This is a genomic window from Agaribacterium sp. ZY112, assembly GCF_041346925.1.
Lineage (GTDB): Bacteria > Pseudomonadota > Gammaproteobacteria > Pseudomonadales > Cellvibrionaceae > Agaribacterium.
Genome location: NZ_CP166840.1, coordinates 995,853 through 1,019,862 on the forward strand (window position 1 = coordinate 995,853; position 24,010 = coordinate 1,019,862).

The following is a 24,010-nucleotide window of genomic DNA, read 5'->3' on the forward strand; positions in this document are numbered from 1 at the left end:
GCATTTAAGGAGCAGGAGATGAAAGGCATTTTTAAGAAAGTAGCATTAGCAACTGCAATTACCGGTTGTTTGGTTGGGCAGACGTTTGCTAGTGACAACTCCAAAACGTGGAAGGCCTCAGCTAAAGCGAAGCAGTTTATTAAAGATACCATTGTTATGGATTTCTTTGCTTCTCCGTATGGTGTTGGCTGGAATAAGCCGGAGCACTTACACGACTATTTAAATCGTGCGCACGATGCGGGCATTACAGGAGCCTCAGCGACTCTAGCACCAACCTATTTTACTTTTGAGCAGTTTAGAAAAGAGCATGCAACTTGGCGTAGTACGATGTTGCAAACGCCTAATAGATACAGTTTTGTAAAAAATGTTGAAGACATAGAAAGAGCTCATAAAGAAGGCCAGTACGCAGTGGTTTGGAATAGCCAAACGCCAACTATTTTGGATGGTGATTTAAGTAAGTTAGCGCTTCTTCGTGAAATGGGCTTAGGCAGCATGCAAATTACCTACAATGGTACTTACCGTTATGGCGATGGCGTGATAGAGGCGTATCGCGATCGCGACCGTGGTTTAACCAACAAGGGTCAGGAGTTGATTGATGAGATGGTTAAACAGGGGGTTGTCGTTGACCTAAGCCATGTTGGTCAAAAAACGGCGCTGGATGCGACAAACTATGTATTAAAGAATCACCCAGGTGTACCTGTGATTTACTCGCACTCTTTGCCGTCGGGATTATATAAAAATGAAAAGAAAGCGAGTAAAACTGGTTGCTATAGAAATATTAGCGATGAACAAGCTCTTCTTGCTGCCAAAACTGGCGGTGTAATAAGCCCAACCTTCACGGAGTGGATGATGGATGGCATTTGGCCAGAAGATATCACTCCTGCTCAAGGTGCAGATATGATTGATTATTACGTTAAGTTAGTAGGCGTAGATCATGTGGGTATTGCTACCGATGATATGTTTACCGAGCAGTTTATTGTGGGATTTGCTAGTGCTAATGCTAATTCTTATGACGATGATGGTTATATGGTTAAAGCAATGGATAAAGGCGCAACTGGTGCTGGAGAGTTATCTAAATATATTGCAGCGGTCACTGATGAGCTATGGAAGCGCGGTTATAGCAACGAAGATCTACAAAAGATTTACGCTGGAAACATGATGCGTGTATGGGGAAGTGTTTGGAAATAGCAGTTCTATAATTATATGCCTAAGATACTAAGGTATTTTAGGCATATTCTTTTGTATTTATCTTGGTTTTTTTATTGACCCATTCTTTCGGACTAATCTGTTGATTCTTTTTAAAAGCCCTGCTGAAATGTGTAGGATTTTTATAGGACAAGATTCTGGATACTAAATGAATGTCTTTTCCTTCGCTTAGGTAGAATTTTGCAGTTTCACATTTTATATCAGTGATTAAACCGGTATAAGTTATAGGTATATTGGCAAGCTCTCTTTGTAGGCTTCGTTTGGAACAGTTACAAATTCGAGTCATGTGTTCAATAGAAGGTAGTCCGTTTGGATCACCAATATAAGCTTGTAAAATCTCAATCATTAACTCTAGACTTGGGTACCGATTTTTACATGCTTCTAGCTTAGGTAGGTTTTCAATGCTTCTGTTTGTTGGGGGTTGAGTTGGGATGGCTTCTTGATAAATCTTCTTTTCTAATAATGCTTTAGGAATAGAAATGGCTGAGTACGAACTGCCCTGCCGGTCAAGTTCAAAGCATGGCGGTATGATCAGCTCTTCCGTACTTCTCATTCGAATTTTCACAGGTGTTTCTAGCTGTATTTGCGTGAGCTGAACAAAGGACCAGATGACGGCCAATACATAAGATTCAACATGCACGTAACCTTTAGATTTAACAGGTACACCGCCTACGTGGCAGAAAAAGACATGGTCGTTTTCTTCTTTAAAAAAGAAGTTAGCGTGTGAAGCTCCTTGCTCAACTTGCTTCACTAAATAATTTAGAGCAGTGCCCAAAGTCGGTTTTTTTAATGCGGTTTTAGATAAAGAGCCAAATGCTATAGGACCTTGGTGGAAGCCACTTTGCCAGCCAAGCATTGGCAACTGTTCATTGTGGCTGAGTGCAGCAATAAACTCATAGACTAAATGTGTGCTTAACTTAATGCTTCCATCAGTTAATAAACGCTGAGGTAAGCCCATATTATTTATAAGGTTATTTATGTGGCGGCCAAGAGAGTGGGTGAAGTCTAGAAATGGCCAGACTTGCTCGGCGGTAGTTTGTGCAAAACGTATCATATCCAGCGCAATCCGAATGTTGGCGTAAAATGGTCGGTTGGAACGCTTTGTTGGCGCAAAATGGTCACTGCAAAAAAAGTATTAAAACATAATGTGATACGTTTATAAATTCGCTTCGTACAAGCCATTTCACAAAAATTAACACCTATTTATATGCCCGATCCTAAAAGCATCAAGGAGTATGCTATGCCTTTTCGCAAGTTAACTATTATATCTGCGATCGCACTGAGCATCAGTGCAACTATATCTTCTGCGGCTCCAGCGCCTGCTCAGGCGGCAGCGGCAGCGGTTGAATCCCCTAAACGTGTGCTTATTACTAACGTCAATATTTTTGATGGTTTTAGTCCAGAGCTTATAGCTAATCAAAGTGTATTAATTGAGGGTAACCATATTGTTGAGGTGGGGCCTGCGCTAGAAGCTTCTAATGCAGAGGTTATTGATGGTGAAGGGAGAACTTTAACGCCCGGTCTGATTGATATGCACCAGCATGTTATGTTGAATCCACCAGAGGGTACGGCCGCGTATCAAACACGCTGGGATGAAGCTGCTGGTGGCGCATTTGCTATTCATCACATGGAAGAAAACATGTTGATGAAAGGTATTACTACTGTTCGCGATATTGCGGGTGACCCTCTGGATTTAGCCAAAGCCATAGATATGGGTTATTTACCTGGGCCGCGAGTCTACTCTTCAGGCGGGGCTATTTCTCAAACAGGTGGCCATGGAGATTGGGCTGGTAGGAATATCGCTTCACAAGATTTGCATAATCACCGAGATATTGCGCAAGCATCACAAAATACCTGGGTTGTTGACGGCCCAGATGCAGTCACTCGCGCAGTGCGTATGAATATGCGACGCGGTGCCGCGTTCACAAAGATTATGGGCGGCGGTGGTGTTGCCAGTGAGTTTGATCCGTTAGAAATTATGGGGCTTGCTCAAGATGAAGTTGATCGTGCGGTAGAGATATCTGCTGATAATGGCACCTATGTTGCCACGCATGCTTACCATACTGCTTCTTATAATCGTTTACTTGATGCTGGTGTTCGTTCATTTGAGCATGGTTTTTTGATTGATGAACCTACAGTAAAACGTATGGCAAAAAAATATCGTAAAGATAAAGATATTGTTTGGTCTTTCCAGTGTTTTATGAGCATTAATAGTTTTGGTGACTACGACAGCATGCCTGCGTTTTTCACTCATGAACAAAAAGTAAAAGGTGTTGCCGTTGGTAAGGGTGCACGTAATGTGAGTAAGTGGATGAACAAACACGATATGTTTGTTGTTGGCGGCTCAGATATGTTTACACCTGGACTTGTTGGTCGAATCAAAGAAGACCTTACTTGTAATGTAAAAGCGGGTTTCTCTCCAGCACAAGCACTTAAACATTGGACGGGTAATGCGGGTATTGTTCTGAAGTGGTCAGGCCCTAAGGATCCTTATCCCACTTATGCTTTAGGAACGATTAAAAAGGATGCTTATGCCGATATTCTACTGTGGGATGGTAATCCTCTAGAAAATATCGAGCTTATTTTGGATGAAGATAAACTCGATTTGATTATGAAAGACGGAAAGGTATATAAAAACGAGCTTTAGTTTTAGCAATAAGCTCAATGCACTTTACTCTTTCAGGCCCGCCTAAATATGGTGGGCTTTTTTATGATTCAGAGATTCTTATACTACGAAAGCCTCTAGCAAGAGCATTTTTATACATATCGTTATTAGGTATCTAAGGTTTGATTTTTAAAGGATTCATTATGAAATCATCAGTTTTTTATCGTTCTTTTTTAAGTGCTGCCGTTGTAGGCACGATCTCCTCTTTTGCTTTTGCAGAGCAAGATGCACAGTTTGGTAGTGCCGAGCAGGTCAATAACCGAATTAATGAAGATAATAAAAACACCAAAAGACCCTTTAAAGATCGCATGGCGGACAAGGGTTTATTGTTAGCTGCGGATTATTCGGCGCTTGCGATGGGCTTGGATGAGGCCTTGGGTGATGCTGACGACAGTGCCAGTGGTGGTATGTTTCGATTTTACGGCTCATGGGCGGCGATAGATAATGGGGCTTTAGTGTGGAAGGCAGAGCATAGACACAGCTATACCGATACCGAACCTCGCTTTTTACCATTTAATGCAGGTGTTCTTGGTTTAGAAGCGCCCGTATTTTCTGATCAAGGAACACGACTAACTAACCTGTATTGGAAGCAAAGGTTTAACGACGGACGCTCGACCGTTATTGCTGGTATGTTGGATGTGACTGATTATACCGATGTCTATGCAGTGGCGAGTCCGTGGACAGGATTTGTAAACTTTGCCTTCAGTACGGGTAATATCACAATGGCCCTGCCTAATGATGCTGCTTTAGGTGTTGCGGGTGCGACCATGTTGGGTGACAACTTTTTCATTATTGGTGGGGTGACCGATATGGAGAGTGATCCCACAAAGCCCTTAGATGGTTTTGACTCGTTCTTTAATGATGGACACTATTTCAAAAGTGTTGATTTAGGCTGGACCAGTTCTCAAGATAATATTTTTGTTGATAACGTACACGTGACGCTTTGGGACGCGGATAAAAGCGAAACGCTTGGTCAAGCTGCAGACAGCGGTGTCAATTTAAGCGCATCAAAAATGCTTGGCCAATGGCTGCCGTTTGTACGGGCTTCTTGGGCTGATAAAGGCGCGCTTCTTGGTTTTGATAAAAGTGTGAGTACGGGCTTTTCGTATTACGGTTTAGGTAAAGAAGGCAATAATTTAGGTTTGGCCATTAACTGGGCAGATGCTAAAGCAGATAGTAAGCAAGTTACGACGGAGCTGTTTTATTTTATGAAGCTGCTTCCTGGGTGGGAGTTAACTCCAGATATCCAATACGTACAAAATCCAGTTAATAGCACCGAGGACAGTGCCATTATTGCTGGTGTGCGAACCCGCCTAATCTGGTAGTCGACTACTACTCTCTAGGGGTCAGGGCTTTTCTATGGCATGCTAGGCTTTTGTCCGTCAGCTTAAACATCCATGAAGCAAGATCAGCCACATGATGGCCTGCCTTTTAGTCAGGCCTGTGAAAACAACAAAAGCCCTATCCTGCGTATTTTGCGCAGTGCCTTTGCGCCGAGTACTAAGGTATTGGAAATCGGCAGCGGCACGGGTCAGCACGCCGTTTTTTTTGCGCCACAATTACCTCAGCTTACATGGCAGCCTGCCGATAGAGCCGCGTATCAAGATGGCTTAAAGCTCTGGTTAACGAGCCATGCCAGCCCCAATATTTTGCCGCCGTTAGTGTTTGATGTTGAGGACTCGTGTTGGCCGACGGGTTTTGATGCCGTATTTAGTGCAAATACGGCTCATATTATGAGTTGGCCACAAGCTCAGCACATGATTCGCAAAGTGGGTGAGCTTTTACCCGAAGACGGTATATTTGCTCTTTATGGCCCTTTTAACTATGAAGGCTGTTATAGCAGTGAGAGCAATGCTCGTTTTGATATGTGGTTAAAAGATCAAGCTCCGCACCAAGGTATTCGAGATCAAGAAGCTGCTGTTACGTGCGCGCAGCAAGTGGCTTTAAGTCTTGTCTGTGACCACCCTATGCCAGCTAATAATCGTATGTTGGTGTTCAAAAAGTTGGCTCAACCGGAAGGTAAAACGCTTGTTGATTAACGTTATAGCAGTTTCCGTTTTATGAAGGCTTCATTAGTGTTTTTGCTTTGCTTAACCTTAATGGGGTTTGCCGCAAATAGCCTATTAGTACGAGCAGCACTGAAAAGTGAGTTAATCGACCCTGCCAGTTTTACTATTTGGCGCTTGTGTTCGGGGGCCGTGGTTTTATTTTTGTTGGTGCTTTGGCGGGGTTCGGTAAAACAACTATCTTGCTCAGCAGCCAATTTGGCCTCGGCCTTAACGCTTCTAGCGTATGCGACCTGTTTTTCTTTTGCTTATATCAACTTGGATGCAGGCTTAGGCGCGTTATTGTTATTTGCTTCTGTACAGCTAGCTATGTCTGCGTTTGTCTGGTTTAAAGGGCAGCGCTTTGGTTTGTATGAATACCTTGGTTTTGCTTTGGCCTTGTCGGGTTTAGTGATTTTGAGTAACCCGTTTTCTTTGCAATTCCCTCTAGTTTCAACGCTGTTGATGATAGGCAGTGGTGTGGCATGGGCTGCGTATAGTTTACTTGGGCAAGGCAGTAAGGATGCGATCAGTGACAGCGCTCTCGCGTTTATGTTGGCGGGGCCTTTAAGTTTTTTATTGCTGCTTGTTCCTGGGCACGTACTACACAGCTCACAGTGGGGCATTATTCTAGCCTTAGCTTCGGGCGCGGTGTGTTCGGCTTTAGCTTACGCTCTGTGGTATAGCGTTTTGCCCAAGTTAAAAGCACAAACAGCTGCGGTAGCACAATTATCTGTGCCCCTTATTACAGCCGTGGTTGCATTTATACTGTTGGCCGAACCATTGGGTTGGCGTTTTATTATTTCGGCTGTACTCATATTAGGCGGTATTGCTGCCGTGGCATTGAGCAAAAAAGTAGATAAAAATTAAGATTAGCTATGGCTAGAAAACAAATAAAAAAAGCAGGCAAAGGCAGTGCAGGTCAAAATCGTAAAAATAGCGCGAGCTTTATTGATAAATACCTGCAAAAACCCGGCGTAGAAACGACGGATTCAGGTTTGGCTTATCGTTTTGTTGAGCTGACAGACTCGGATCAACGAGCAACAGATTGGGATACGGTAACCATTGAGCAGCGTTTATTACTTGCAGATGGCACGGTTATCTCCGATACCTATCGAGAAGGTCAATCTGAGGTATTTAAAGTAGAGCAAGCGATTGATGGGTTGCGCGAAGCTCTGCAACTGATGCCTTTGGGCTCGCGCATGGAAGTGGTTGTGCCACCTGAGCTGGCTTGGGGAAAGCGCGGAAATCGCAGTAAGATTGGGCCTAATGCGGTTTTGTTTTTTGATTTACGGCTGTTGAATATCTCTTAAAAAAGCCGCCGATAAAGGCGGCTGCGTACTTAAGGCTTTAGATTAAAAAGGCCCGTTTACCTGTTCCTCTTCCCATTTTGATGCCCAAATTAACCCCCCACTCAAGAAAAACACACTGTCTTGGTGGATGACGCTGCGCTGTTTTGATGGATACCAGTCTTGGTTGTCGGCATCGGTGTCGGCAAGGATACTGCCGATCATTGCTAATTCGGCTGCATCTGCAGAAGCGTGCTTATTTCTTAGCTCAAATTGATAAAGTTTTCCTAGCTGCCTGCGAAACTGATTTGGAGAGTCGGCATCGATAAGCTGTGTGCTATTAGTGACGGTGGGAATACTTATGCGATCGATGTGTTCACCAGCTAAATAGGTAAAGGCGTGTCGATTGTGGAGCGCTTCCGACCAAGCTCCACTTTCGTTACCTAAATATTGTTTTGCTAGGCTGCGGGGCTGGCTGATATCGCTAATATTAAAGAGCTCAAGTTTGAGTTTGTCTTGCTCCTGGCCAAAACCAAGCAATAGCTGATCATTAACAGGGTGCAGTAATTCATTAAAACCGGGTATCTCCAGTGAGCCTGCAATTAGGGGCTGTTGAGCGTCACTAAGATCAAGTATGTAAAGTGGGTCGGTGCGTTCAAAGGTGACCAAAAAGGCTCGGTCGTTAAAGAAACGAACACCGTAGAGATCTTCATTTGCTTTGCCAATTTCTTCCGGCTGCTCTTCATTTGGCAAGGTGCTAATAATATTTAACTCTTGCTCAAGTTCATCTTCACGCAAGATATGCAGGTAGTGATCGATTCGGTCACTGCTATTCTCTTGCCATTGGCTGGTTAATAATCGTAGTTCATCGTTGTATTCACTAATGCGGAACTCGTTGTTGCCATGTAGCCAAAGGCTGCCATTGACGGTTGCAGAGCCGCGATAATCAAACTCGCTAGTTTGCAGTGAAAATTTATGAATTAAGGTTTGTTGTTCTTGCTCGCTATATTCATTAGCACTTAAATAAAGTGATTTTTCACTGACATAAACACCGTTAGCTGGAGCGACAATACAGCGGCTATTTATTTGTTCAGGTGTATCCAGCGCGATGGCACTTAAGCTGGTGATGACAGGATAGCCAGATGCTTGATTATTGACGGCGTTTAAGACCATACAATCTTCAGCTGTAAACAAGGTTTGGCGCTGGCCTGCTATTTCGATATTGGGTAAAAGCTGTTCAAGTCCTAGTAAATCTAAAGCGTCGCTGTTTTTTGATACTTGCTCATCTGTGCTTGGGTATAGAGGGAGTCCATCCAGGTGTGGGCTATAACGGCTAACAATATATAGAGTATTACCAATTCGGCGGCTTTGAACTAAAGCGCCGTCTATTTCTAGTTGCCAGTTTGCACGTTGTTCGTTTTTATTAAACCCCCTAATGATAAAGCTGCTTTCTTGACTCCAAAATGCGGGTTCAATCCAAGTATCACCATAGCTGTGAAAACTGTATTGGCTAGAGATTGATACAAGCTGCTGTTCAGTTAAATAGAGCCCCTCAACAAACTCGCTACTTGGTAGTTCTATTGGCTCTAAGGCCCTGGCCAAGGCATTTTGATGGTCAACTTCTAGAACTCGAACCGCTTCTGTTTCATTTTGTGATGTTACACAAGACTCACTATCACAACTTGTTTGAGAATTATGCCAAGTTCTATCGGCTTTCAAGATATATAAATGTTCACCATCGTATTTAAGTATATCGGCCTCAGCCACAGCATCTTCAAGGCCGTAAGTACGGCTAAATGTTTGGTCGGCTTCTGGTGCGATGTTTTCCGGCATGCTACCTATGCTGGCTTCAAGTATGTCTGCACCTGCACTTAGTTGATATTCATTGCTGCGATAATGCGCTTTAAGTGAGTGTTCTAGCTCTGCGTCACTTGTTACTTGTTGTAGATAACTATTCTCGCTGTTGCGCTGCTGATTAGGTTTGTTGCCTGAGTGGCTATCTCCACTATTGCCGCCGCAGCCTATTAGGCTTAATGCCGAGATCGCTGTGATTAATGTGTGGTACTTAATTGATGATGTTGGTCGCATATCCATCGTCCTTATGGTGATTTTGGCCAACAGTGTATTAAGCGATATTTACGGGGTCTGTTATCTTTTTGAGTGTTTTGTTGCTGTTTTGTAGCTACAACGTTGCCATGCACCATTAAATGGTTACAAACTAGCTACAAAAATAGGCTGGTTACTTGCGGCCGGCTTTTTTATGCTTGTGGCATGAGAAGTAAATTAGCCTTTTTAACCATTGTCCTGTGTCTACTTAGTTTGATGCTAGGTATGGCCGTGACGACCTTTGCCGAAGAATCAGAGTCGCAGTGGTATATTGCGCTTGCGCCCGGTATTGGTGAGCGTAGCCAAGCCTTGCTTGGTCAAGAGAATCAGCCCTTATATTTAAATATCGATATTGCTTGGTATGGCAAACGCTTCTTTTTTGATAATACCGATCTTGGTGCATTCTTATTTAGTGGCCAACAGTGGTCTGTGAATGCTCTAGCCGAACTCAACGATGAGCGAGGCGTATTAAATAACTTAGCTGATGTTGGCATCAGTGTTGGTGGTCTTGGTGGGACACAAGAAATGGCCGGTCAGGGGCCTGAGCCCCCTCCTATTGGTGGTGATAATAACGATAGTGATGGCGGAGCTGGGTTGGATGAGCCGCTTGCGCCTTCTGATGCCGAAGATCAGCCCGACTTTGTTGAGACTCCTGTTGCTAGCCCTACGCCATCTCCGGCCCCTAGCCCTATTTTTAGCCCCTCGCCTACGTCCAGTTATTCTTTACCTGATCGAGAGCAATCGATATTAGCTGGCGGTGAGTTTTTATTCGAGCTTGGTAGTGATAGCGCTTATCTGGGTGATATGTATCTTGCTGCGTTAACGGATGTTAGTGGGCGTCACAATGGCCATAAAATGAAGCTTGCTTACAGTTACAGTGTGCTTTGGCAGCGCTGGCATTTACAGCCAGCAATTGAGTGGAATTGGCTCGACGATAAACTAGCAAATTACTATTTTGGTGTGAGCGAAAATGATAGCCCTAATGCTCAAGCTATTTATGAGCCCGGTGCGTCGATTAACACTGAATATTCTCTATTGTTGAATTACGCCATTAGCCCTCGTTTGTTTTGGGGGCTTAGTTATCGTTATAAATTGTTGGATACAAGTATTGTTGACAGCCCGATAGTAGAAGACGATGCTATCAGCACGTTTTTTACTGGTATTAAATACAAGTTTTACTAAATGAAAATGTCAGGCCTGTTATTGGTCCTGTTGTTCTCTCTGTCTTTTACCGTATTTGGGGCTGATGATAAGCAAGAGGCAAAATTAGAGCTTTGGGTAAAACCCAAGCTATGTCTGCGCTATAAAGAAAGCAAGCCCTGTTCTTTAGAGTTGCGCTTGCGCTGGACCGCGCCTAGCGAAGGTAATTACTGCGTCTATTCTGCACAGACAGAGATGGAGCCACTTCAGTGCTGGCATTTAAGCTCGGCAGGTGAATATGAAACGGAATTTACAATAGATTCAGATGTTGAGTTTTGGTTAAGTATGAGGGGTTCTGAGATCAAACTAGCAACAGCAGAGCTAGAGCTTGCAACACTCTTAGGTGGTGGTAATAAGGCTAGAAATCGCCGACATATTTGGAATTTAATTTAGTTTAGGTAATAAGGAATTACGGTGAATGCCGCGCGCATTTTATTAGTTGAAGATGATGAAAAATTAGCGGCCTTAACGGCTAATTTCCTCTGCCAAAATGGTTATTTGTTAGATTGCGCGGCGAGCTGCGAAGAAGCTTTAGAGCTTGTTAAAGAGAAACCGGATCTTATTCTTCTTGATTTGGGGCTACCTGATGGGGATGGCATCACACTGTGTGCTCAACTTCGTGAGTACCATCATGGCCCCATACTCATGCTGACAGCTCGCGATAGTACTCTTGATCAGGTTGTTGGTTTGGATGCTGGAGCTGATGATTTCCTTTCAAAACCGATTGAGCCAATGGTACTGCTCGCTCGTATTCGCGCTTTTTTACGGCAGCGTTTACGCGCAGAGGCGCAGACCTTTATTGAGTTTAAGTCCTTAAAGCTGTCTTCTAGCTCCCAGCAAGTTTGGCTGAACGGTGAAGAGGTTAGGCTTAGCTCAATGGAATTTTTATTGTTGGAGTTATTGGTAAAACAGGCCGGTCATGTAGTCAGTCGGGAAGCTCTCTGCCGTCATGCTCGAGGTGTTGAATATGACGGTTTGGATCGAACCGTTGATATACGTATCTCTCGAATGAGGAAAAAACTCGGTGATCAAAAAGCTCAAAGCGAGCGCATACGTAGCGTGAGGGGGCAGGGGTATTTATTGGTCCCTGACGCTTGGTGATCTCAATAGCTAAGCATTTTAAAAGCTGGCGCAGTGTGGCGCTTTTGTTATGTGTTTTGCTGTTCACCGTGTTTTTGAGTGACTTACTTTGGTTAAGCCTTTACCCCAAAGATAAAGAGCAAGATGCATGGATTAGCTTAAGTTTCGAGCTTATTGAGCAAGAGCTAAAGTCTAATCAAGCTTCTGATTTTGAAGCCTTATCCCTGCCCTATGATATTCAGATAAATTCATTAGCTGAGGTGCATTTTGAAGAGCCCCAGCAGTTAAGTAGCCATTCAATTCAGCTAATTGAATTAAATGGTCAAAATTTTTATATAAAGAACTACTTAGATTTAAACAAACAAGTGCTTGTGGGTCCTTTACCTAAGCAGAGTTCGTGGCAAGCCGTCTTTAGCATATTGTTTTATGTGTTGCTGGCGCTCATCCTATGGTGGTGGCTGCAACCTATTCTTACTGGTTTAGAGCGTTTACGCCTAGCAATGATGAGTTTTGCTCGTGATTGTGATCAAAAACTTGAATTACCGGCATCAAGAGAACCAATTGCCAGTATGCAACACAGTTTTGAACAGATGGCGGAGCAAATTTCTTGGCTGATTCGTTCACAGCAAGAGCTGACTCGAGGTTTGAGTCATGAGTTACGCACTCCGCTTGCTCGTGCAAAATTTGTCTTAGCTGAACTTAATCAAGCCAATGCCCAGGCCAAACCTTTGTATGACTCTCTCGCGGAGGACTTGCAGGAAATTGAGTTATTAACCTCTGCGATGCTTGATTATAGTCGTATAGGTGCGGCAACAAAGTTGGATAGGAACGAGTTGCGGCTTATTGATCTACTGGAACAAGTTCGCGATCAGTGCAGTTGGCGAGCATCAGCAAAGATCAGTGTTCAGTGTGATCCGGAATTATTCGCAAGCATGGATGCTTTATTGATAAAGCTAGCACTCTCAAACCTAGTATTTAATGCCGCTCGTTTTGCTCAAGCAAGTATTGTAATTGAGGCTGAGCTAAAGGCTGGTCAGTTATGTATATCAGTCTGTGATGACGGCCCTGGTCTTAGTGATATCGAGAAGCAGCAGTTGGTTTTACCGTTTGCTCGTAAAGCTGGACAGCAAGATATGGGCTTTGGTTTGGGCCTACCTACGGTATTACGTATTGTACAGTTACATGGCGGCACTATGACCTTGTACGACTCCTCTATAGGTGGGTTGAATGTGCAGTTGTGCTTGCCTAAAGAGATCTAGATCTCCCATCATTTATTTTGATGGCTTCGAAGCAAACCCCGCTAAAGCTCTAATAGGGCGGGAAACAGCGGCGTATTTCTTCATGTCTTCCCTGCTCCTAGTCGATTTATAGCGCATATAGATGATGTTTTGTACAACTAAAGTATCAAAAACCTTGATAGCACTAATCAATAAGTTTGCGTGCCGCTCGGGTTAGCGCATCGCGATTGGGACTGTCGTCGTCTTGGCGTCTCCAGATAAACGAAATGTCACGCTTCATCGATAGCGCAGGCGTATTGAGAATACTGATTAACCCTCTTTCAAGCCAAGGCTGAACAAGGCGGCGGCTCAAGCAGCTTAAATAACGACCGTGACTAACCAGTTCTAGAATCACTGCACTTTGTTCATACTCTCTATGTACTTGAATTTGCTCTAAGTGCTCGTGTACGGCGATATCAAAAATCTCTCGGGTGCCGGCTCCGTGCTCTCTTAATATCCATTGGGCCATGCCTAGTTGAGTAATACTGCACTCAGACATTTTAGTGTAGGGGTGCTCGACTCCAGCTATGACAACTAGCTCGTCTTCACACCATTTTTGGCGTTGAATCTCGCTGCTGTCACAGTGGCCTTCAATGATGCCAAGGTCATAGCGATAGTCGAGCAAAGCCTCGATTACATGCTCAGTATTTTCTACCCCTAATTTAAGCTGAAGGTGAGGGAAATCACGGTCTAGGGCACTGATTACCTGAGGCACCATATATTCGGCTGGTGTTTGGCTTGCACCTATACGTAATACCCCACTGATTAAGTCCATATCCTGCATACCTTGCTCAATGGTATTGCAGCTTTCTAGTAGGCTGTAGGCGTGTGGTCTAAGCCATGCACCCCAGTTACTCAGTGCCATTCGTCGCCCTTGGCGGATAAACAACTCTTTACCGAGCTGGCTCTCTAATTGGGCTAGCGCCATGCTCGCTGCACTTTGGCTCATATGCAGTTGTTTAGCTGCTTCAGAAACACTTTCTAGTTCAGCTACTAACTGGAAGACCTGTACTTGCTTCAAGCTGAATTTCATATCAATTTTCCTGATGTGTCGAATCACAACGATTGGTTTGTATTATTCATTTATAACAGTAAATTTGTACCCAAGAAAAGACAAAAATTCATTTTTAGCGACAGCCCTTAAATCCGCTGCTGAAGCTTAAAGCTGTACTTTGGAGTAGGAAAAAATGAGCAAGGTGTTGGACGTTCAGACTGCAGATACTGCAACTGCCTCTGAGCACACTGAGCAAGGTTCTTATGCCTCTAGGCATATTCCGGCCAGTGAATTTGAATCTCGTTCGGCTTATTTGGATCACGAATTACGAATTATGAAGCCGCGCCGATGGGCCATGAACTTACCTGGGCGCGATTACCGCTTTGAATGGGAAGACTTGGTGCCTGCGATTGCTGGCACTATTGGTATTACGGTGATGTTCTCGGCAGTGATGTCTGCTTACGCCAAGGCCTATGGTCTGGGTATTGATTTTGTTATTGAAAATGTACGAGTGGAGTTGCTGGTATCGGCTACTTTGTTTGTTGTTCTGGTATCTGGCTTTTTAAATCCGCGTGCAAACTTAGCGGGTAACCATGGGCCAATGATTCCCCTTATTGGCACCATTGCCGCTTTTGGTGGCCACCCCTTGGCACTTGGCATCATGATCGCCGTGCTGGGGTTGACCTTAAGCATTAGCAAGGGTGGCTCTAAATTGGTGAACTTGAGCTCTCGCTCTGTGTCGGGCGGGCTGTTGATTTATTTAGGTGCTATGGGAGTTATCTCTCAGTTAAGTTCTTTTCGTGAGTGGGCGCTTGCTAATGATGTAGGCCCTGTATTTATGGGGGTCTTAGTTTCAACCATTATTTCCTACGCGTGGTTGGCAAAAATAGGTAAACGCTGGCTGGCCATCCCTCTGTGCTCAGCGTTAGCCATTGTGATTGCACTTGTGCTGGGCGCGCCCTTTGAGTTTTCGACGGCGCCGGGTTTACCAAACCTAAGCCCTAGTTATTGGTGGGGCCAAGATACGGGCTGGAAGTTGGGCCTACCTACGCTGGATCATTTTATTGCGGTAGCTCCCTTTGCGATTCTTGCGGTTGCCATGTGGTCCCCTGACTTTTTGGGTCACCGTGTCTTTCAAGAGCTAAATTACCCCAAAGAAGCTAAAAATGTACTGATGGACGTGGATGACACCATGACTTCATGCTCGATTCGTCAGGCTACTGCAGCTGTCATTGGTGGCGGTAATGTCGCCTCAAGCTGGGGTACTTTTATGATTCCTAGTGCGATTGCCAAACGCCCTATTCCAGCTGGCGCGATCTTAACTGGGCTCTTATGTGTGGTGTTGGCTGTTTCCGGCTATCCGATGGATATCACCGTATGGAAGCCGGTTATGTGTATTGCGCTGTTAGTGGGGGTGTTTATGCCTTTACTTGAGGCTGGTATTCAGATGATCGATGACGCCAAAGGCGCGGAAACAGCGGGTATCTGTATTTTGGCCTCAGCTGTTGTGAACCCGGTATTTGGTTGGTCAGTGACAATGTTGCTTGATAACAATGGTCTGACCGGGGATAAAAAGCGCGCTAAGTCGCTAACCTTTTCTGATCGTATTGTTATTCCTGGAATCACCTTTGCAGTCAGCCTTTTTGCCATGGCATGGGTCGGTATGTTGCCTGGTTTACCCAGCCTAATGCAGAGCTTGGGACTTAATTAACAGTTCAACCAGCGTTGAACTAGGAGTTCAAAATGCCATGGGAACTAACCACTTTTCTAATCTTACTGTCTGTTGCAGTCAGCAGTGAGTCCGGCGTAAGTCGGTTTGGCCGTCTGCTGACGGCCTTTTTTTTCTTGCCCTCCGTCGCTCAAGAGCGGCTGTACTTATACTGTCATAATGATAGCCAGCTTAGGTACAAGCCTTGCCCGCGCTGCTCATCACCGATGTTAAGCACAGCTTGCATTTGTGACGACTGCAAGCATGAGATCTCTTTGGGTGGCTAATTCTCGCTCTTAGCCATTAAACCGTTCTAGGCCCCTTCTTCTACAACAGTTTTCTCTGACTACTTCGCACTTAAACGTGTTTTCTTGTTTAAGTGTGAGGCCGTTTTTTATTTATATGTGAAAAAAAACTTTAAATACAAAATAAATTGCTTGATTTTTGATCGGCAACAAGGAAAATGCGCGCCTAATCGTATTATCCAATACGGCTATAGCCTTACTGCATTGCAGAGCTACACAGAATTACTGCCTATAACAAAGAGGTTGAGCCCATGAGCCAGATTGAATTAACAGCAGAACAAATGGCCGATTTCGAGCGCGACGGTTACGTCATTGCTCGTGGTTATTTCAATAATGAAGAGGTCGCTAAGCTACAAGAAGCGGCTTTTGCCGATCCGCGTTTGCACAATGATGCATGGCACAAGAAAGATGCTGAAGGTACGGTCAGCAAGGTATGTATCTGGCAAGAAACAGGCAGTGATCTGTACTCTATGTTCAGCCGCAGCCGCCGTTTGGTAGACAGCTGTGAAAAGATTATTGGTGAGCCAACGTATCACACCAGTACTAAGATCATGATGAAAGAGCCATTTGTTGGTGGTGCGTGGGAATGGCATCAAGACTTTGGTTACTGGCATCACGATAATTTGATGCTTTACCCAAAGGCCATCAGCTGCATGATCGCTATTAATAAAGCGACGACTGAAAACGGTTGTTTACAGGTATTAAAAGGCTCTCATAAATTGGGCCGTTTGGACCACAGCCGCACCGGTGACCAAAAAGGCGCAGAGATGCAGTTTGTGGATGAAGCGATGAAATATCACGAGCTGATTAATGTTGAGCTAGAGCCCGGTGATACTTTGTTTTTCCACTGTAACTTGTTACACAAGAGTAACCAGAATCGCAGTGAGCACCCGCGTTGGTCCATTATTTGCGCTTATAACGCCATTAGCAATCAAGCTTTCCGTGAAAACGAAGCGGTTTATTACCCTCTTGATCGTGTAGATGATGATGCGATCTTGAATTGGAGTGAAGAAGCCGAGGCTACTGAAGCTTAAGGTCTATTTACACTGCGATGCTGTTCTCTTAATACTTAGGCTTTGCCTGTAGAGTGCTTTGAGCAAGGCTCAGCGATATGCGACTCCATGGAAGTAGGAGTTAGAGCAACGCAGGAGCTATTGTCGAGAAGTCGCTGCGCAGCCCCCATGGATTGGGTTTGCTGCGTCTTGTGAAAACACTCTACTGGGAAGGCCGGCCTACGAAGCTCTTAAGTGGACCCTTTGCACTAAATGTCGGCATAACAAGGTGCCGACCTATTCTCTCAAACAGAGTCAGTTATGAGCGAAGCTAAATATAAACAAGAAAACATTCCTTTGCCTAAGTCGGGCAAGGACCCTCACGGCATGATCGTGGGTCAGGGTGATTTTAAATATCACGTTGATACTCAGTGGGGTAAATTGGACAGTGGCGCCTATCCCGTAGAAAACTGCCACGACATGGTGATCGATAGTCAGAATCGCATCATCATGTTGACCGACAATACTAAAAACAACTTTGTTGTTTACGATAAGAGCGGCAAATTACTCGATGCTTGGGGCAGTGAATACCCTGGCGCCCACTCGATTGAAATTGTGAATGAAAACGGCGAAGAATTTCTCTATGTCGTTGATCACGGCTGGGTGCTTAACCGCCACTGGGATGGCATCAATACTGATGCATGGGACTCACCAACCAACAAAGTGGTTGCTCAGCAAGGTTTTGTCGCCAAGCTTACTTTGGATGGTCGCCTTGTTTATACCATTGGCCACCCTGTGACGATTGGTATTTATGAGCCTGATATGCCTTTCCGCCCTTCCGATATCACTGTAGCTCCGAATGGCGATATCTACGTCACCGATGGCTACGGCTCAGATTTTGTTATTCAGTATGATTGCCACGGTCGCTATGTGCGCCACTGGGGTGGTGCCGATAACAGCGATGAGAATTACAATTTAGTTAATACCCACGGTATTGGTGTCGATTTACGTAACCCCGCAGACCCCCACCTTATCGTGAGCTCACGCTGGCAGCAGTGCCTCAAGTTATTTAATCTTGATGGTAGTTTTCGAGAAACGATTGCAACCCCAGGAGCCTATATTCACGGCCCTGTATTTGAGGGCGAGCACTTTTTTGCGCCTGTATGTTGGTCACACATTAATGATGCCAATGCGGAAGACAGCGGTTTTATTTCCGTGTTTGATCGCGACAACAAAATTGTTGCCAACCTCGGTGGTGAAGCACCTGTCTATAAAGACGGTGTTTTGCAAACAATGAGCACAAGCTGGGATATCTTTAATCATGTACACGGCATGGCTGTGGATGATGAGGGAAGTCTTTATGTGGGGCAGTGGCGGGCCAAGCAGACCTATCCATTTAAGCTCACGCGAGTTTAATATAACGATGATTAAAGGCCCTTCGGGGCCTTTTTTGTGGCTGCTTTTTCCCTTTGGTGACAAAAACAGGATAATAGCTCGTTAGACTGTACGGCATAGAGAATAGGAATCTAAGCAGGAGCAAACTATGTTGATGAAAAAAATAATAGCAGCTGTATTGTTATCGGGTTGTTTTTCAGTTGCGGTCATGGCCACGGAGCAAGATCGAGCTTGGGATGAGGCGGTTTATCAACAAGAAACCGTAGGCGATTTAGAGCAGGCTGCGAAGTTATATACAAACATCATTGAAGCAACGGCTGATCGACAACTAAAAGCATTGTCAATGATAAGACTTGCTCAATGTCTTGAGCAGCTGGGCGAAGTGGACCGCACAAATACTTTATATCAGGAGCTTAAACAGTCTTATTTAGATGTGGATGACGTTGCAGCGTATTTTAATCAAGAACAGCAAAGTGAGTTCTTAACAGCGGATGAATTGTTGGCCGAGCCATGGAGTCACGGCGAAGTACTGGATTTTGAAATGTTGCAGCCCGATGGCCGCCTTACGGGCTACACCACCATGGTCAAATTAATGCAGAATGCGCAAGCACTTGGTGATCATTGGCTAACGCATGTTAACTTTGTCTCGAGCATGGCAAATCAGCTAAGTCACCAAGAAGTGCGCAGCCGCGTTGATGACGCTGGTTTTATTAGCCTCACCAAAAGTATTCAAGGCATTACAGAATTTAATCTAATTAATGAAGGCGAAAAGGTTAGTTTTGAGCACCTTTATATGGGGCAGAAATATGACTTTGAACCAGTTGCACATGCTTTTTCTGGCATTCAATTAGACGACCTTGTTCGCCGCCTCCCATATAAACAAAACTACGAAACTAAGATTAAAGCCTATTATGCTGGCAATCTGGGTTATTTTATTATTGATGTAAAGGTGCTCGATGACAGCGCTAAATACAACTATCTAGGTGAGGATATTCCTGCATGGAAAATCAATATTAAACTAAAAGTAGAAACGGGGGAGCTGGTTTATGAGCAAACCGGTTGGATCGACCAATCGGAAAAACGTCTTCCATTAAGGTTTACCTCGAAAGTGAATGATGTTGTTTTGGTTGGGGCAAGTTCACAGTCAGCACTGGAGGAGACCAAGTATCTAAGTTCTGATAATAAGCTGAATATTAAGCTACCAGTAGGTTGGAAAGCTTATGATGTAACCGGTAGAAATGATGAGAGCCAAAAAGTCGCCTTTTTCCCTTTTGATTTTAATAGCTCAATGACCTTAGGTTGGAAAAAAGAATACGAATTTGATTGGGATAAAGCGGATCTAAGCGATAAGACTGAAGATTCAATTAAGTGGGCAAAAAGCTTTTATAAAACGTATAAGGTTGATGAGTCGAGCCGGCAGTTAACTCATTATGCGGGAATGCCAAGTGCTCGTCATCTGGGTAGTTGGACTCACAACAAATGGGAAACCGTAGAAGATAGAGTTTGGATACAAGCTGAAAAACCTAAGATTTATAGCTTGGTTTTTTATACATCTAAAGACCTTTACAAGATTGAAAAGTCAGAGTTTGACCAAATTCTAAGCGAAATGACAAAGGAATAAACGTATTAATCGTTCTCTATTACTTGCCGCTGTAGCTAATCCTACAGTGGCTTTTTTCATTGTTGGTTTGTTTCTCCCAGTATCTTCGGTATTGGGCTTCATTTATTACAGCTTAGATAATGAGCGTTTGGCTACTCAGAAAAAGCTAGAATCAATTTATAAACGAGATGTTGAGCACAGTGTAAGTGTGGTTTCTAAATATTGGCTTAATGAATTAAGTCAGGCAAAAGGTGTGTATAAGAATAATAGTGATGTAGATCTTTATAAATATGTCAATGGTATTCATGTCTCTGGATTTTATCTGTGGGACAACAACGATAATGCTCTAATCCCCAAGCCTTCAAAAAGACTAGTGCATGCACGCATAAATAGTGAATTGTGGAAGAGCGCTCAGAGAGAAGAATTTAAAAATAAAAACTACGATTTAGCACGTGATCTATATAAAAGCTCTTATGAGCAAGACCCAACGTTATTATGTCGAGCTAAATTAGCTCTGGCTCGTTTAGAAGAGAAACAAGAGAAGTGGCGGGCATCTGTCGACAGTTATTTGTCTGTTTATCGTAATGAGCGATGCTATGAACAAAGAGGTCATCGAGATCATCGTTTTGATGCGATTCGACGAGCATTGTTCTTATCCGAAAAACACAAGTTGCCAACGGAAAATATAAAGTCATCTGCAGTGTCGATTTTAAACGACATGACTACATTGAATCAGGCTTCGTCTCGCGTAAACTTGATTAGAGCCTTAGCCGAGTATTCACTGGTAGAGCTTGGTGACTGGCCATTTTCGTCTTTAGAGTTGTTCTATCTAGATTTTGGCTTGTATCGTACACGTAAAGATTTTGATGTGTCATGGAGTGATCAGTCTCGAGTAATTCAGTATGATTACGAGGGCAAAGCGATTCACTATTTGCGTTTGCGCGATGAAGTGGAGCGATTGGATTTTGTAGTTGATAAAAAACTAATTGAGTCTCAGATAGAAAAAGAGTTCTTATCACTTCAACCCAGTTTTACCGGTCACTTACGTATTGTAAATAATGGGGTTGTATCAGGTGACGACTTCTTATATCGGGTGATTATGCCGAAGCCGTTCTCTTCACTCGTTCTGGCTGTAGAACCAAGTAGTGATGGCCGCTGGTTAGCCGCCTCAGGCAAGTTGGTGTCACTGTATTTCGTCTTATCAGTAAGTTTAGTTTTTATTCTAACAGTATCTGCTTGTTATATTTTCTGGCGTATGCGCAGACAGGATAAATTAAGTGAATTGAAAAATGACATGATGGCAACAGTGAGTCATGAATTAAGAACTCCTCTTAGTTCGGTGAAGATTTTGACTGACAATCTTATTGCCGATGGTGATATCAAAGATACTCGATTACTTGAATATATCAGAATAATTTCCTCAGAGAATACTAGGCTTACCAGTTTGGTCAATAACTTCCTAGCCTTCTCTCGAATAGATCGGGGACGTTATGGTTTTGATGAGAAATACTTTCTATGTTCAGATCTATATAATTGCGTTGTTTCCTCGTTTGAAGATAGGCTGCTAGATAAGCAAGTCAAGTTTGATCACCGGTGTTTGTGTGGCGATACTGAGCTATATGCTGATAACGATAAAGTTGAAGTGGTGATAAGAAACTTGCTTGAAAATGCTTATAAATACACCGGAGACAATAAAGAAATATGTTTATCCTTCTTTAAGGACGATAAGTGGTTTTATGTCGATGTTCAGGATAATGGTGTAGGTTTGAACAAAGAGCATCAAACTAAAGTGTTTGAGCAATTTTATCGTGTTGATCAAAACTTAAATCGTCGAACTGAAGGTTGCGGATTAGGTCTATATATTTCTATGTATATTGCTAAGCAGCATGGCGGTACTTTATCCGTTAAGAGTGAGCTCGGTTGTGGATCCGAATTCACATTAAAGCTGCCACTGTTTTAGTGGTGTATGGAAGCGTAGGGTGTAAGTAATGAGTAATAGAAATCGAATTTTAATTATTGAAGATGATTACGCCATTATGCGGGGGTTGCGTGATAGTTATGACCAAAAAGGTTATGACGTAAGTTTTGAAATGGATGGCGAGAAAGCTTTAAATACAGCTTTAAATAATGAATTTGATATTATTCTTCTCGATCTTATGTTGCCATTAATGAATGGCTTTGAAATCTGTGAAAAAATACGTGAGGCCGATATTGATACACCTATTATTATGCTTACAGCAAAAGGTGAGGAAGAGAATATAGTACGAGGTTTAAATCTGGGGGCGGATGATTATGTTGTTAAACCATTTAGTATTAATCAATTGCATGCTCGCTGTGAGGCCTTTATTCGTCGCTATAAGGCTAAGCAACCTCAACTATTTGAGTTCTCGGACTATATATTAGATACCAAAGCTAAGACGCTCACGCACAAAGAGCGAGGTCTTATTAAACTGACACCAAAAGAATATAAAATGCTATTGTACTTTCTACGAAAACAAGGGCAAGCTCTTACTAGAAATAATTTACTTAATGCTGTTTGGCATAGCAGTATTTTAACGACAGAGCGAAGTGTTGATCGCTGTGTGAATACGCTGCGTAAAAAAATCGAACAAGACAGTAAGAAGCCCCGATATATTGTGTCTATTCGTGATGTTGGCTATCGCTTCAACTTGTTGTAGTGCTAATAGACGCTTATAGTTTCCCGTTATTTTTATTTAATTTACTTTTTACTGCTGCTTGGTTTCAAGTAATAATTGCCTGATTTTTTCATCCAAATTTGTTGTGTTAATGATGGCAGGGTCAATCACAAAGAAATGGTCGGCCCTATCAATTAAGATATATTCACTACTGCTACCTAAGCTTGTAGCTTTGGCAGCGTATGCTTGGTTGAGCTCTTCTGTGGATAGGCTGTCTTCACTGCCACTTATTAATAAGCTTGGAGCTTGAATAGGCAGCATGTCTATTGGTGAGCTTTGATTTAGTCTTTGTTGTAGCTCATTGTCACTTAAATTTATGCCATCAATAATTTGTAGCTCGTTACCACATGCTGCTTGCGTAAGGTCAGGTATTCCTGCGAGTGATATGGCGGCTTTAATTGGTAGGTTGACGGTGCTTGATAGTACTGAGCCTGGCTCAATAGAGGAGCGGCTCGCTAACCATAGAGCTAAATGTCCACCGGCACTATGGCCGATTGAAACAACGTTGCTTAAGTCGACCTTTGGCTCATTCAATTCAAGTAAGTATTCAGTGGCTAAGTGGACATCGATAAACATTTGCGGCCATTGCCCCCCGTTCCCCATTCGTCGATATTCTATGTTCCATACCGTATAACCTTTTTGTCTGAATGCTTCAGAAAGCCTAGATTGCAAGCTTAGAGACCAGCTAGCACTCCAGCAGCCGCCATGAATCATCACAATAGTTGGGAAAGGGCCTTCGCCTTGCGGTAGATATAAGTCTGCATACTGCTGTGCTTCATTGCCCCAATAAATACGTTGTAGTGTTTGTGTATCTGGGCTGAGCTCATCATGCCCTATTGGGCTTGGGCTTGGGCTTGGGCTTGGGCTTGGGCTTGGGCTTGGGCTTGGGCTTGGTGGGCTTGGGCTTGGGCTTGGGCTTGCCGCAATAGTATTTGGGCTGGGGCCAAATAAAGTTGGGTTTTCGGACGTATTGGGGTCCTTATTGCGGCAAGCCGATAAGAAGACGAGTAGAGTAAAAAATGGGTATCTAAACTTCATAGTAAAGATACGTCATATTTATACTTTTAGATCTTTATGTATACCTTATTGCTGGTATTGGTTATTAAATTTATTTTTGCTTGGCGTAATAAGCTGCAAGCGCTTTGATGTCAGCATCACTTAAGCCAGTAGATTGAGCTGCCATCACTCCCGCCATTCCCCCTTTTCTGTCACCGGCTTTATAGGCTTTTAATGCGGCCTCAAGATAGGCTTGATTTTGGCCATTTAATTTAGGGTATAGAGGTGTAATAGGTTTGGCTCCAAGTGCGCCGTGGCAAGCTGCGCATGAGGCTTCTTTGGCAGGTTTTTCCGCATAAGTGTTTAAACTTATAAAAACTAAAGCTGTAATGGACAAGATCTTTTTCATTGTTACTTCTTCCTCCGTTTATTAGTAAGACTGTAATGAATTAACTC

Annotated in this window: 21 protein-coding genes; 16 read left to right on the forward strand and 5 right to left on the reverse strand. The window is 43.5% G+C overall.

Annotated features, from left to right (window positions below):
- Positions 1–18 precede the first annotated feature (18 nt).
- The gene (locus tag AB1S55_RS04375) at positions 19–1,188 is read left to right on the forward strand and encodes a dipeptidase (protein WP_370980571.1); all 1,170 of its coding nucleotides are present in this window, start codon (positions 19–21) and stop codon (positions 1,186–1,188) included.
- Positions 1,189–1,225: 37 nt separating this feature from the next.
- On the opposite strand, the gene AB1S55_RS04380 is transcribed toward AB1S55_RS04375, so the two are convergent.
- Positions 1,226–2,260 carry a helix-turn-helix domain-containing protein gene (locus AB1S55_RS04380; RefSeq protein WP_370980572.1) on the reverse strand — a complete coding sequence of 345 codons (1,035 nt, stop codon included), beginning with the start codon at positions 2,258–2,260 and terminating at the stop codon, positions 1,226–1,228.
- Positions 2,261–2,446: 186 nt separating this feature from the next.
- On the opposite strand from AB1S55_RS04380, the gene AB1S55_RS04385 reads away from it, so the two are divergent.
- The 5 genes from AB1S55_RS04385 (at position 2,447) to AB1S55_RS04405 (ending at position 7,229) form a co-directional block, all read left to right on the forward strand.
- Entirely contained in the window at positions 2,447–3,853 is a 1,407-nt protein-coding gene (locus AB1S55_RS04385) for an amidohydrolase family protein (RefSeq protein ID WP_370980573.1), read from the forward strand.
- Between the two features lie 161 nt (positions 3,854–4,014).
- Entirely contained in the window at positions 4,015–5,196 is a 1,182-nt protein-coding gene (locus AB1S55_RS04390; protein ID WP_370980574.1) for a carbohydrate porin, read from the forward strand.
- Between the two features lie 72 nt (positions 5,197–5,268).
- Positions 5,269–5,910: a DUF938 domain-containing protein gene (locus tag AB1S55_RS04395; RefSeq protein WP_370980575.1), complete on the forward strand. Its 642-nt coding sequence runs from the start codon at positions 5,269–5,271 to the stop codon at positions 5,908–5,910.
- 21 nt (positions 5,911–5,931) lie between these two features.
- Positions 5,932–6,786 carry a DMT family transporter gene (locus tag AB1S55_RS04400; RefSeq protein ID WP_370980576.1) on the forward strand — a complete coding sequence of 285 codons (855 nt, stop codon included), beginning with the start codon at positions 5,932–5,934 and terminating at the stop codon, positions 6,784–6,786.
- An 8-nt stretch (positions 6,787–6,794) separates the two neighbouring features.
- Complete coding sequence (locus tag AB1S55_RS04405; protein ID WP_370980577.1) at positions 6,795–7,229, forward strand: FKBP-type peptidyl-prolyl cis-trans isomerase; 435 nt, start codon at positions 6,795–6,797, stop codon at positions 7,227–7,229.
- A gap of 42 nt (positions 7,230–7,271) precedes the next feature.
- On the opposite strand, the gene AB1S55_RS04410 is transcribed toward AB1S55_RS04405, so the two are convergent.
- On the reverse strand, positions 7,272–9,293 hold the full coding sequence (locus AB1S55_RS04410; protein WP_370980578.1) for a beta-propeller domain-containing protein: 2,022 nt from the start codon (positions 9,291–9,293) through the stop codon (positions 7,272–7,274).
- Positions 9,294–9,476: 183 nt separating this feature from the next.
- On the opposite strand from AB1S55_RS04410, the gene AB1S55_RS04415 reads away from it, so the two are divergent.
- From AB1S55_RS04415 to AB1S55_RS04430, 4 genes are read left to right on the forward strand one after another with little or no spacing between them, the layout of a single operon-like run.
- Positions 9,477–10,493: a MipA/OmpV family protein gene (locus AB1S55_RS04415; protein WP_370980579.1), complete on the forward strand. Its 1,017-nt coding sequence runs from the start codon at positions 9,477–9,479 to the stop codon at positions 10,491–10,493.
- Complete coding sequence (locus AB1S55_RS04420; RefSeq protein WP_370980580.1) at positions 10,494–10,904, forward strand: DUF3019 domain-containing protein; 411 nt, start codon at positions 10,494–10,496, stop codon at positions 10,902–10,904.
- Positions 10,905–10,925: 21 nt separating this feature from the next.
- Positions 10,926–11,612 carry a response regulator transcription factor gene (locus AB1S55_RS04425; RefSeq protein WP_370980581.1) on the forward strand — a complete coding sequence of 229 codons (687 nt, stop codon included), beginning with the start codon at positions 10,926–10,928 and terminating at the stop codon, positions 11,610–11,612.
- A gap of 35 nt (positions 11,613–11,647) precedes the next feature.
- Complete coding sequence (locus AB1S55_RS04430) at positions 11,648–12,850, forward strand: sensor histidine kinase (protein WP_370980582.1); 1,203 nt, start codon at positions 11,648–11,650, stop codon at positions 12,848–12,850.
- Positions 12,851–13,013: 163 nt separating this feature from the next.
- Here the strand turns inward: AB1S55_RS04430 and AB1S55_RS04435 are convergent, their stop codons facing one another.
- The gene (locus tag AB1S55_RS04435; protein ID WP_370980583.1) at positions 13,014–13,901 is read right to left on the reverse strand and encodes a LysR substrate-binding domain-containing protein; all 888 of its coding nucleotides are present in this window, start codon (positions 13,899–13,901) and stop codon (positions 13,014–13,016) included.
- Positions 13,902–14,055: 154 nt separating this feature from the next.
- Between AB1S55_RS04435 and AB1S55_RS04440 the strand changes: the two genes are divergently transcribed.
- The 6 genes from AB1S55_RS04440 to AB1S55_RS04465 all read left to right on the forward strand — a co-directional run bounded on the left by AB1S55_RS04440 (position 14,056) and on the right by AB1S55_RS04465 (position 22,540).
- Positions 14,056–15,573, forward strand: a complete 1,518-nt coding sequence (locus AB1S55_RS04440; protein ID WP_370980584.1) for a DUF3360 family protein — start codon at positions 14,056–14,058, stop codon at positions 15,571–15,573.
- Between the two features lie 553 nt (positions 15,574–16,126).
- Positions 16,127–16,909, forward strand: coding sequence for a phytanoyl-CoA dioxygenase family protein (locus AB1S55_RS04445; RefSeq protein WP_370980585.1), 783 nt, complete (start codon positions 16,127–16,129; stop codon positions 16,907–16,909).
- Between the two features lie 279 nt (positions 16,910–17,188).
- Positions 17,189–18,283, forward strand: coding sequence for a 6-bladed beta-propeller (locus AB1S55_RS04450; protein ID WP_370980586.1), 1,095 nt, complete (start codon positions 17,189–17,191; stop codon positions 18,281–18,283).
- A 133-nt stretch (positions 18,284–18,416) separates the two neighbouring features.
- Entirely contained in the window at positions 18,417–19,883 is a 1,467-nt protein-coding gene (locus AB1S55_RS04455) for a tol-pal system YbgF family protein (RefSeq protein ID WP_370980587.1), read from the forward strand.
- Positions 19,884–19,929: 46 nt separating this feature from the next.
- The gene (locus AB1S55_RS04460; RefSeq protein WP_370980588.1) at positions 19,930–21,822 is read left to right on the forward strand and encodes an ATP-binding protein; all 1,893 of its coding nucleotides are present in this window, start codon (positions 19,930–19,932) and stop codon (positions 21,820–21,822) included.
- A 28-nt stretch (positions 21,823–21,850) separates the two neighbouring features.
- Positions 21,851–22,540, forward strand: coding sequence for a response regulator transcription factor (locus tag AB1S55_RS04465; RefSeq protein ID WP_370980589.1), 690 nt, complete (start codon positions 21,851–21,853; stop codon positions 22,538–22,540).
- A 48-nt stretch (positions 22,541–22,588) separates the two neighbouring features.
- Here AB1S55_RS04465 and AB1S55_RS04470 read toward each other — a convergent pair whose 3' ends face one another.
- Both AB1S55_RS04470 and AB1S55_RS04475 read right to left on the reverse strand, forming a co-directional pair.
- Positions 22,589–23,596 (reverse strand): alpha/beta hydrolase family protein, encoded by a 1,008-nt coding sequence (locus AB1S55_RS04470; protein ID WP_370980590.1) that lies wholly within the window; start codon positions 23,594–23,596, stop codon positions 22,589–22,591.
- A 70-nt stretch (positions 23,597–23,666) separates the two neighbouring features.
- A complete protein-coding gene (locus AB1S55_RS04475) occupies positions 23,667–23,963 on the reverse strand; it encodes a cytochrome c (RefSeq protein WP_370980591.1) in 297 nt (98 codons plus the stop codon).
- Positions 23,964–24,010: the final 47 nt, after the last annotated feature.

What these genes read in the sequence shown, in the direction of transcription:
- AB1S55_RS04455 (WP_370980587.1), top strand. Translation starts at nt 18,417, where the DNA reads ATGAAAAAAATAATAGCAGCTGTATTGTTATCGGGTTGTTTTTCAGTT.
- AB1S55_RS04445 (WP_370980585.1), top strand. Translation starts at nt 16,127, where the DNA reads ATGAGCCAGATTGAATTAACAGCAGAACAAATGGCCGATTTCGAGCGC.
- AB1S55_RS04420 (WP_370980580.1), top strand. Translation starts at nt 10,494, where the DNA reads ATGAAAATGTCAGGCCTGTTATTGGTCCTGTTGTTCTCTCTGTCTTTT.
- AB1S55_RS04450 (WP_370980586.1), top strand. Translation starts at nt 17,189, where the DNA reads ATGAGCGAAGCTAAATATAAACAAGAAAACATTCCTTTGCCTAAGTCG.
- AB1S55_RS04465 (WP_370980589.1), top strand. Translation starts at nt 21,851, where the DNA reads ATGAGTAATAGAAATCGAATTTTAATTATTGAAGATGATTACGCCATT.
- AB1S55_RS04415 (WP_370980579.1), top strand. Translation starts at nt 9,477, where the DNA reads ATGAGAAGTAAATTAGCCTTTTTAACCATTGTCCTGTGTCTACTTAGT.
- AB1S55_RS04395 (WP_370980575.1), top strand. Translation starts at nt 5,269, where the DNA reads ATGAAGCAAGATCAGCCACATGATGGCCTGCCTTTTAGTCAGGCCTGT.
- AB1S55_RS04475 (WP_370980591.1), bottom strand. Translation starts at nt 23,963, where the DNA reads ATGAAAAAGATCTTGTCCATTACAGCTTTAGTTTTTATAAGTTTAAAC.
- AB1S55_RS04380 (WP_370980572.1), bottom strand. Translation starts at nt 2,260, where the DNA reads ATGATACGTTTTGCACAAACTACCGCCGAGCAAGTCTGGCCATTTCTA.
- AB1S55_RS04435 (WP_370980583.1), bottom strand. Translation starts at nt 13,901, where the DNA reads ATGAAATTCAGCTTGAAGCAAGTACAGGTCTTCCAGTTAGTAGCTGAA.
- AB1S55_RS04440 (WP_370980584.1), top strand. Translation starts at nt 14,056, where the DNA reads ATGAGCAAGGTGTTGGACGTTCAGACTGCAGATACTGCAACTGCCTCT.
- AB1S55_RS04400 (WP_370980576.1), top strand. Translation starts at nt 5,932, where the DNA reads ATGAAGGCTTCATTAGTGTTTTTGCTTTGCTTAACCTTAATGGGGTTT.
- AB1S55_RS04405 (WP_370980577.1), top strand. Translation starts at nt 6,795, where the DNA reads ATGGCTAGAAAACAAATAAAAAAAGCAGGCAAAGGCAGTGCAGGTCAA.
- AB1S55_RS04385 (WP_370980573.1), top strand. Translation starts at nt 2,447, where the DNA reads ATGCCTTTTCGCAAGTTAACTATTATATCTGCGATCGCACTGAGCATC.
- AB1S55_RS04390 (WP_370980574.1), top strand. Translation starts at nt 4,015, where the DNA reads ATGAAATCATCAGTTTTTTATCGTTCTTTTTTAAGTGCTGCCGTTGTA.
- AB1S55_RS04410 (WP_370980578.1), bottom strand. Translation starts at nt 9,293, where the DNA reads ATGCGACCAACATCATCAATTAAGTACCACACATTAATCACAGCGATC.
- AB1S55_RS04470 (WP_370980590.1), bottom strand. Translation starts at nt 23,596, where the DNA reads ATGAAGTTTAGATACCCATTTTTTACTCTACTCGTCTTCTTATCGGCT.
- AB1S55_RS04375 (WP_370980571.1), top strand. Translation starts at nt 19, where the DNA reads ATGAAAGGCATTTTTAAGAAAGTAGCATTAGCAACTGCAATTACCGGT.